This window comes from Streptomyces sp. 8P21H-1 (assembly GCF_013302945.1).
In genome coordinates this window covers 1-4,411 of sequence record NZ_JABTYA010000324.1, presented here as the reverse complement: position 1 = coordinate 4,411, position 4,411 = coordinate 1, and the positions used below count along the sequence as shown (strand labels likewise).

Sequence of the window (4,411 nt, the reverse complement as noted above, 5' to 3'; positions counted from 1 at the left end):
CGCCCTCGCCACGGCGTCCCGCCGCGCCGGCCCGGCCCGGGTCGCCGTCCTGGTCGACGCGACGGTGACCCTCCCGGACGGCCGCCCCGGAGTACGCCTGACGGTGTCCGACGGCGGCGACACGGACGGTGACGCGGACGGCACCGGAGGCGGGGAGGCCACCCCGGCGACGTGGCAGTCACCCCTGTGAACCCCAGCGTCCGCTGTCGCGTCACCCGGCGGTCCGGCCACGCCGCTAGGCTGGAACGTCACGTGCCGCGGTCCGCCCCGGACGCCTCCCCCTCCGATTCCGAAGGCGGTCCCCGTGCCCCGTATCGGCGTCACCGGCCATCGGGACATTCCCGCCGCCGCGCTGCCGTCCGTGCGCTCCGCGATCCGGGCGGAACTGGGGGACGCCACCGGCGGGGTGGAGGCGCTGAGCAGCCTGGCGGCCGGTGCCGACCAGCTCTTCGCGCGCATCGCCCTGGACTGTGCCGTGCCGCTGACGGCCGTGATCCCGGGCATGGACTACGAGGCCCATCTCGGCGGCGACGAGGTGCGCGCCTCCTACCGCCGGCTGCTCGCCTCGTGCGTCGCACGGGTGGATCTGCCCGCCGAACCGACGCACGAGGACGCGTACTATGCGGCCGGGCGCTGGATCGTCGATCACGTGGACCGTCTGGTAGCGGTCTGGGACGGCCGGCCCGCCCGGGGCCCGGGCGGCACCGGGGACGTGGTGGCGTACGCCCGGCGGACCGGCGTACCGGTCACGGTGCTGTGGAGCCCCGGGGCGCGCCGGAGCTGACGCGTCCGGCGGAGCCGTGCGGCGCACGGCTCACGGACCATGTCCCACGGGGCGGGCGCGGCCGGCCGGCCGGAGCGCGCCGGGTGTTCAACTGCCGAACCTGCCCAGCCAGTCCGTGTGCTGCGGTGACACCAGCCGTTCCGCCTCGGCCACCGCCTCGGCCCAGCCCTCCTCGGTCACGGTGGTGCCCATGGTGACGCGGAGGGTCTTGAGGTCCTGCTCGATCAACGTGTGCGCGTACGTCAGGGGACGGTGGCGGTGCACCTCCTGCCAGGCGACGCCGGCCGCCGCGGCCGTACTCAGGAATCCGGTCAGATCCCAGCCGCCGATCAGCCCGAGCGCCCTGAACACGGCGGCGAGCAGCGCCATCAGGGTGAGGGCGGCCGTGACGGAGGACCAGAGCGCCGAGGCCCGGTGGGCCCGGGCCGCGCGGTTGCCGTACCAGACGAACTGTTCCAGCACGCGTTCACGCAGGTAGAGGTCGCGGCGCACCTCGAAGGGCTTGGCCCGTACGGCGCGCATGGCCGCGGTGATCTGTCCGGCGCCCCGGGCGGCGGTGCCGTCACGGGTGTCCTCCCAGCCCACCTTGCGCAGCTCGCGAAGACGTTCTTCCGACCGCTCGGCGAACAGGGCCTCCGGATTCCTCACCCGGGAGTGGAACGGACCGCCGTGCACCATGTACTGCCAGGCCAGTGACTTGAGTGTCTCCGCGACCGCCCGGTGCGCCTGCCAGTGGGCGCGCGCCCGGCGGCGCGAGGTGTGCACACCGATGACGATCGCCAGCGCGTAGAGGACCGCCGCGCAGGCGCTCGGGACATGGCTTTCCAGGCGCTCGGCGAGCATCGCGGTGGCGGTCGCCGAAAGCAGCACGATCAATTGCGTGCGAACGGCTCGAAATGATTCGCTCTGACGGGCGAGAGCCTGCCGGTCATTCACCCGAAAGAGTGGAGGGAAAAATTCCTCCCTCATTGTCATGCTAGGTCCAGGTCCCGGAGTCGCAGGGCGCATTGCCCACCTCACGGAGTCGGCGTAGGGAAGGGACAGTGCGCCAATTATTCGCGCTCGGCGCGCCCCGGCACCAGCCTTTGTGTAGCCAATCGACTACTCTCTGAGATATGGTCGCGCGAACAGTCTGCGCTCAAGGCCTTTGCTGTCTCAGTTGAGAGGTTCCTCTCCTTGCGACGGGCCGGCTGGGCCCCCAACACAAGAAGACGGAGCCATGAAGCAGCCATGAATCATTCGACGACGGTGCGGCGCCATTCGGCCACCTCCCCACAGGACCGCAGGAAGCGCACCCCCCTGTCGGACATCGATCCGTCCGGGATCACCGTCCGCAGAACAGCCGGACGCGTGACGGGCGCGGCCGGGCCCCGGCCCGCCGGAGGGATCACCTTCGACTCGGCGCTCTAGACCGCACGTGGTCCGGACGAGTGGGCGCACCGGACGGCGTTCCGGTGCGCCCACTCGTCGCTTTCTCTCCAACTCCCCTTTCGATACGTCTCGTTGTAGACGAACCGACCCGGCTCCGAGGCCTTAGCGTGTACGAAGTGACCGCCCCTCCCGTCCAGCAACTGGTGCTCAAGATCCACAGCAGATGCGATCTGGCCTGCGACCACTGCTACGTGTACGAGCATGCCGACCAGAGCTGGCGGGCACGGCCCGTCGTCATTTCCGAGGAGACGGTCACGCGGGTGGCCGATCGATTCGCGGCCTACGCGCAGGACCGCGGACTCGAATCGGTGTCGGTAATTCTCCATGGGGGTGAACCGCTTCTCGCGGGACCCGCCAGACTTCGGCGGACATGTGCGGAGTTCACACGCGCGCTGGCCCCCGTAGCGGCCCTGGATCTTCGAATTCACACCAACGGCGTACAGCTCGGCAGGCGCCATATGGAAGTGTTCAAGGAGTACGCGGTCAAGGTCAGCATTTCGCTCGACGGGGACCGTCGGGCGAACGACGTGCACAGAAAAGACCGCCGGGGCCGCAGCAGCTACGACAAAGTACTGAAAGCCATCGATCTCCTGCGGCTTCCGGAGTACGGAGACCTCTTCGCCGGACTGCTCTGCACCGTGGACGTCGGAAATGATCCGGTGGCGGTGCACGACGCCCTCACGGCACTCGATCCCCCGCGTATCGACTATCTCCTTCCGCATTCCACCTGGGACAATCCGCCGCCCCGCCCGCCGGAATCACCGACTCCTTACGCGGACTGGCTGCTCAGCGCCTTCGACCGCTGGGAGGAACAGGGCCGCAGGGTGCCGGTGCGCACCTTCGACTCGGTGCTCAGCACCCTCAGGGGCGGCCCGAGCCTGACCGAGGCGATGGGGCTCGCCCCGTCCGATCTGGCGGTCGTCGAGACCGACGGCACCTTCGAGCAGGCCGATTCGCTCAAGACCGCCTATGCCGGGGCACCTGCCACCGGCTACGACGTCTTCCGGCACGGTTTCGAGGAGTTCGCCACCCATCCGGGCGTCCGGGCCCGGCAGCGCGGCGCCGACGGTGTCAGCGACACGTGCCGCGCCTGCCCGGTGCTCGACTCCTGTGGCGGAGGTCTGTACGCCCATCGCTACCGCACCGGCAGCGGCTTCGACAATCCGTCCGTCTTCTGTGCCGACCTGCGCGCTCTCGTCGAAGGGGTCGCCGAACGCCTCACCGACCGGACGCTCGCACCGGGCGTCCACGATCCGTGGGAACTGCGCTTCGCCCAGGCGGAGGTGAACCGCGGACTGCTCGCCCGCGCCAACGAACGCCTCGCCGGTCCCCCGGACTGGGACGCCGCATGGCGGACGGTCCTGCGCCTGGACGCCGACAGCGGTACCGCCGAGCACCTCGACGCGGTCCTCGCCCATCCCTATGTACGGCCCACCCTGCTGCACTCCTCGGACGGCTGCGGCTCCGTCGCCCGGTTCGCCTCCACGGTCACGGCCGCGGCTCTGCGCGCGGGCGCCCCGGCGGTCCTGTCCTGGGACCAGCCCGACGGCGAGGTCCATCTTCCGACACTGGGCACGCTGCGGCTGCCCGGGGCCGGCCGCGTCGAGGCCACGGTGACTCCGGAGGGCCTGCGACTGCGGCACAGCGGCGGCACCGCCGAAGTGCCCGGCCGGGCGGCCGGGCGGCCGGCCGGTGGGGACACCGCCTGGCGGCCCCTGGTGACGCTGGACCTCGGACGCGGCGCGTACCTGCTCATCGACGACGCCGACCCGTACCGGGACGTCTATCCCGTACCGGTCGCCCCCGCGCTGGACCCCAGTGACCTGGCGATGTTCGTCAAGCGGGTGCGAACGGCTTACGAGACGCTGAACGAGTCCCGGCCCGGCTGGCACGAGGACGCCGACGTCCTCGCGGCCACCACGATCACCCCGCTCACGCCGGGCTCGGGGCTGCGTCCGGGACCGCACGGACTCGGCGCCCTGGGGGTCGCCCTGGACTTCGAGGCCGGGGAGCTGCTGCGCGAACTGCCGCGGGCCGGCCGCCTCGCGCGCCTCGACGCCCTGCGCGAGACCGCCGACCTCCATGTGCCGGGCAACAGCGCGGGACGGCTGCTCACCGAGGCGGGCGAGCAACTGGCCGAGGCCGCCTACTGGGGCCGGGAGACACCTCCGCGGGACGAGGCCCTGCGCAGGGCCG

Annotated in this window: 4 protein-coding genes and 1 pseudogene; 4 read left to right on the top strand and 1 reads right to left on the bottom strand. The window is 71.4% G+C overall.

The genetic code is table 11. From position 1 onward, the window contains the following. Together HO151_RS06740 and HO151_RS06735 are read left to right on the top strand one after the other, a co-directional pair. Nucleotides 1-190: pseudogene (locus HO151_RS06740) on the top strand (histidine kinase); the annotation flags it as partial. A gap of 114 nt (nucleotides 191-304) precedes the next feature. Next, complete coding sequence (locus tag HO151_RS06735; protein ID WP_173895172.1) at nucleotides 305-784, top strand: hypothetical protein; 480 nt, start codon at nucleotides 305-307, stop codon at nucleotides 782-784. 87 nt (nucleotides 785-871) lie between these two features. Here the strand turns inward: HO151_RS06735 and HO151_RS06730 are convergent, their stop codons facing one another. After that, on the bottom strand, nucleotides 872-1,753 hold the full coding sequence (locus tag HO151_RS06730) for a DUF4231 domain-containing protein (protein WP_173895174.1): 882 nt from the start codon (nucleotides 1,751-1,753) through the stop codon (nucleotides 872-874). Between the two features lie 261 nt (nucleotides 1,754-2,014). Between HO151_RS06730 and HO151_RS06725 the strand changes: the two genes are divergently transcribed. Further along, a complete protein-coding gene (locus HO151_RS06725; protein WP_173895171.1) occupies nucleotides 2,015-2,194 on the top strand; it encodes a hypothetical protein in 180 nt (59 codons plus the stop codon). A 128-nt stretch (nucleotides 2,195-2,322) separates the two neighbouring features. Next, a partial coding sequence (fxsB, locus tag HO151_RS06720; RefSeq protein WP_368039445.1) for a radical SAM/SPASM protein FxsB, inactivated metallohydrolase extension form occupies nucleotides 2,323-4,411 on the top strand: 2,089 nt, incomplete at its 3' end.

Bases quoted from the DNA above. Each gene is read 5' to 3' on its own strand.
- HO151_RS06730 (WP_173895174.1), bottom strand. From the start codon at position 1,753: ATGAGGGAGGAATTTTTCCCTCCACTCTTTCGGGTGAATGACCGGCAG.
- HO151_RS06725 (WP_173895171.1), top strand. From the start codon at position 2,015: ATGAATCATTCGACGACGGTGCGGCGCCATTCGGCCACCTCCCCACAG.